Raw genomic sequence first — 4,297 nt, 5'->3', positions numbered from 1 at the left:
CGCGTCCGGGGCGGGCGGTGGTGGGGAACGGATGGGCGCACGGGTTCCTCCCGGGTGGTGACATGCGGGTACTGACTGCTGCGGGAACCTATGAGCAGCGGCTCCCCGCGCCCATGTGGCAGGCGGACACCCGCGGGTGCGGGGTGTGTGCGGCGGGTCCCTTGTGCGGGCCGGCGGCCGCGCGGCGGGGCTGCCCGGCGCCGCACCGCACCATGTACGCCGCCACCATGCCGGGCCGGGAGGGTGTGTGCACCGGCCCCGTGTGACACGGGCCGCCGCGTACCTACGGTGACGGCCATGGAGACTTCCCGCAGACTCGATCACGAGCCCCCCGCCCCCTCCCCCGGCGGCGGACCGGCGCAGGTACCCGCAGCACCGCTCCTGGCCGGGCGGACCGCGCTGGTGACCGGGGCGGCGAGCGGGATCGGGCGGGCCTGTGCGCAGGCGCTGGCGGCGGCCGGCGCCCATGTGCACGTCGTGGACAAGGCCGGGGAGGCCGCCAGGACCCTGGCCGGGGAGATCGGCGGGACGGCCTGGGTGGTGGACCTGTCCGACCCCGGAGTCGTCGACACGCTGCCGGCCCACGCGGACGTGGTGGTCAACAACGCGGGGCTCCAGCACGTCGCCCCCGTCCACACGTTCCCGCCGGAGCGCTTCGCGCTGATCCAGCGCGTCATGGTGGAGACCCCGTTCCGCATCTTGCGCCGGACCCTGCCGGGCATGTACGAACGCGGCTGGGGGCGCGTGGTCAACATCTCGTCGGTGCACGGACTGCGCGCGAGCCCGTACAAGTCGGCCTATGTGACGGCCAAGCACGCACTGGAGGGGCTGAGCAAGGTGGTGGCGCTCGAAGCGGCGGAGCACGGGGTGACGAGCAACTGCGTCAGCCCCGGCTACGTACGCACCCCCCTGGTGGAGAACCAGATCGCGGACCAGGCCCGTACGCACGGCATCTCGGAGGAGGAGGTGGTGGGGCGGGTGATGCTGGAGCGCAGCGCGATCAAGCGGCTGATCGAACCGGCGGATGTCGCCGAGGCCGTCCTGTGGCTGTGCGGTCCGCGTACCGGCCACATCACCGGCACCTCGCTCTCCATGGACGGCGGCTGGACCGCCAACTGACCGGCCGCCCGAACCCGACCCCTACGAACGCTGGCCGCCATGTCTGAACCGTCCCCCTCCGCCGCGCCCCATCTCCGGCACCTCTTCGACCTGCTGTCCGACGACGCCCCCGCCGAGGCGCTGGGCGCGGTCCTCTCGACGGCGCGGGCCGACGGGGTGCCCGCGGGAGAGCTGGCCGAGGTGGAGCGGGCCACCGCCACCGCGCTGCGGATCAGGGGCGCCCTGCGTCAGCACCGGCGCCGCGAGCTCCAGCTCACCGCGCTCTTCGACACGGCGGGCGACCTGGCGGCCTCCCGCGATCTGGACGACGTGCTGAAGGCGATCGTGCGGCGGGCCAGGATGCTGCTGGGGACGGACACGGCCTACCTCACGCTCCCGGACGAGGAGGCGGGCGACACCTATATGCGGGTGACCGACGGGTCGGTGTCGCTGCTCTTCCAGCGGCTGCGCCTCGAACTCGGCGAAGGGCTCGGCGGTCTCGTGGCGCAGACGGCGAGCCCGTACGCGACCCCTGACTACCGCACCGACGAGCGCTTCCGCCACACCCGCAACATCAATGCGGGGGTCCTGGACGAGGGCCTGGTCGCCATTCTGGGCGTGCCGCTGCTGCTCGGCTCCAGCCGCGGGGGTACGGGGAAGGTGATCGGCGTCCTGTTCGCGGCCGACCGGGCGCCCCGGGTCTTCAGCCCCGACGAGGTCGCCCTGCTGTGCTCGCTGGCCGCGCACGCCGCGATCGCCATCGACACCGCCCGCGCCCTGGCCGACACCACCTCGGCCCTCGCCGAACTGGCGGAGGCGAACGCCGAACTGGCCGAGGCCAACGCCTCCGTACGGGCCCACTCGGCGGCCATGCGGCGGGCCGAGGAGTCGCACGACCGGCTGACGGACCTGGTGCTGCGCGGCCGGGACGTCAAGGACGTGGCGGCGGCCGTCGCCGGACTGCTCGACTCCCCCCTGACCATCCACGACCCGGGCGGGCGCCCGCTGGCGGCGGTCCGCCCGGACGGTACGGGCTTCGCCGCCGACAGCATGGACGCCGGGTGGCTGGCGGAGGCGGCCGAGGAGTCCCGTACGGGGGCCCGTGCCGTGCACCGCGACGGGCGGGTGGTCTGCGCGGTGCTCGCGGGACAGGAGCTCCTCGCCGGTCTGGTGCTGCACCGGAGCCGGCGGCTGGACGACTCCGACCGCCGTCTGTTCGAGCGGTCGGCGGTGGTCACCGGGCTCCTCCTGCTGCTGCGGCGCACGGTGGCCGAGACGGAGAACCGCATCCGCGGCGAACTGATCGCCGACCTGCTGACGGACACCGGCCGCGACCCGGCGGGCCTCGCCGAGCGCGGCCGGCGCCTCGGCATCGACCTGGACCGCCCGCATCTGCTGCTGGTCGCGGAGACCGGCGCCCGGGAACGGCTGGCCCCGGCCGCGATGCGCTATCTGTTCGGCGGGGAGATCCATGGTGTGAGCGCCGAACACGCGGGAGCGGTGGTGCTGTTGATCGAGTCGGACGGCTCCGGCCCGGCGGCCGGGACCGCGGCCCGCTCGGCGGCGGCGCAGCTCGGCCAGCTGGCCCAGACGCCGGTCACCGTCGCCGCCACGGGCCCGGCCCGGGGCGCGCGGGAGCTGGCCGCCGCGTACGCGGAGGCGGCGCGCTGCCTGCGGGCGATGCGGGTACTGGGGCGTACGGGCGAGGGTGCGTGCGTGGACGAACTGGGCTTCCTGGGCGTGGTGCTGGGCAACGGGCAGGACGTCGACGGCTTCGTGTCGGCGGCGCTGGGGCCGCTGCTGGAGTACGACGCCCAGCGCGGCACCCACCTGGTGCGCACGCTCGGCGCGTACTTCGGCGCGGGCGGCAGCCTGATCCGGGCCAAGGACGAACTGCACGTGCACGTCAACACGGTGGTGCAGCGGCTGGACCGGATCCAGGTGCTGCTGGGACGGGACTGGAACGAGCCGGACCGCGCGCTGGAACTCCAACTGGCGCTGCGCCTGCACCTGCTGTCGGGAGCCTCGGACCGCTGAGGGGCCGGCCACGCCGTGTCCGTCTGCGCTGTTGCGTGCCGGACCGTTCCGGCACCGCGCGCAACGGGCCATGGTGCCGCCCGCCGCCGGGCCATCGCGCCGGAGCGCTGCCGTGGAGCGCGATTATGCTGAGGACATGGCTGAGTCGTTGCCCTCCGTGGTCGCGGGCCGGTGGCGGCCGGGTGCCGGTCCTGCCGTCCGCGTAGGGCGTCGCACGCTCGTGGAATCCCTGTATCTCCTCACCGCGCCGTTGACCGCGGCCGCCGCTCTGCTGCTGGTGGCCGGCGGCCTGTGCGCCGCGACGGCCGGTTCGCTGGTGCCGAGCGGGTCGCCCGTCACGGCCCGTGCCCTTGCACTGGCCCGGTGGCCCGGCGATCTGGAGTGGTGGCGGATCGGCGCGGTGCGCTCCCGGACCGGCGGGGCGCGCGGCGCGGGCCGGCGGCCGAGGTCGAAGGAGACGGACGGCGCGGCCGACCCGGAGCTGTGGCTCGACCTGGCGCACGCGGTGCTGGTGCTCCCCGTGGTCCTGGTCACCTCGGTGGTGACGGGGCTGTGGTGGTTCGTGGGGGTCGCGACCGCCACGTACCCCCTGCGCAACCAGGTCACGCCCGGCTCGCTGCGGCCCATGACCCTGTACGCGGGCAGCGACCGGTCCCATGTCGCGCTGAGCCTGGGCCTGACGTCACCGTCCGGGCGGATCGCGTTCGCCCTCTCGGTCGGCGTGCTGCTGCTGTCGTCCCTGCCGCTGGTGACCCGGGTGTGCTTCGCCGCCCAGGCCGGTCTCGGACAGGCGCTCCTGTCCAACATGTCGGCGCTGCACCGCAGGATCAGCGGACTGGAGCGGGAGCGCGACACCGCCCGTGCGCAGGCCGTCGCGGCGGTGACGGCGGAGACCGCCGCCCTGCGGCGGCTGGAGCGCGACATCCACGACGGGCCCCAGCAGCAGCTGGTCCGGCTGGCGATGGAACTGGGCCGCGCCCAGCACCACTTCGACAGCAGGCCGGAACTGGTCAGGGCCGCACTCGCGGACGCGGTCCTGCGGACCCAGGAGGCGCTGGACGAACTACGGGCCCTGTCACGGGGCATCGCCCCGCCGGTCCTCACCGACCGGGGACTCCGGGAGGCGCTGCGCGCCCTGGCCGCGCGCAGCGTCGTCCCGGAG

The 4,297-nt window shown here is 74.9% G+C and carries 3 protein-coding genes; all 3 read left to right on the top strand.

Annotated features, from left to right (window positions below; translation table 11 throughout):
* The first annotated feature begins 297 nt into the window (after positions 1–297).
* Complete coding sequence (locus J1C73_RS13940; RefSeq protein ID WP_207316646.1) at positions 298–1,119, top strand: 3-hydroxybutyrate dehydrogenase; 822 nt, start codon at positions 298–300, stop codon at positions 1,117–1,119.
* 39 nt (positions 1,120–1,158) lie between these two features.
* On the top strand, positions 1,159–3,135 hold the full coding sequence (locus J1C73_RS13935) for a helix-turn-helix domain-containing protein (protein ID WP_207316645.1): 1,977 nt from the start codon (positions 1,159–1,161) through the stop codon (positions 3,133–3,135).
* A 136-nt stretch (positions 3,136–3,271) separates the two neighbouring features.
* Positions 3,272–4,297: sensor histidine kinase (locus J1C73_RS13930; protein WP_207316644.1), on the top strand; the 1,026-nt coding region annotated here is incomplete at its 3' end.

This window comes from Streptomyces laculatispora, assembly GCF_017353455.1.
Taxonomy (GTDB): Bacteria; Actinomycetota; Actinomycetes; order Streptomycetales; family Streptomycetaceae; genus Streptomyces; species Streptomyces laculatispora.
Note: the sequence above shows the minus strand (reverse complement) of the source record. Positions and strands in the feature narration are given on the sequence as shown.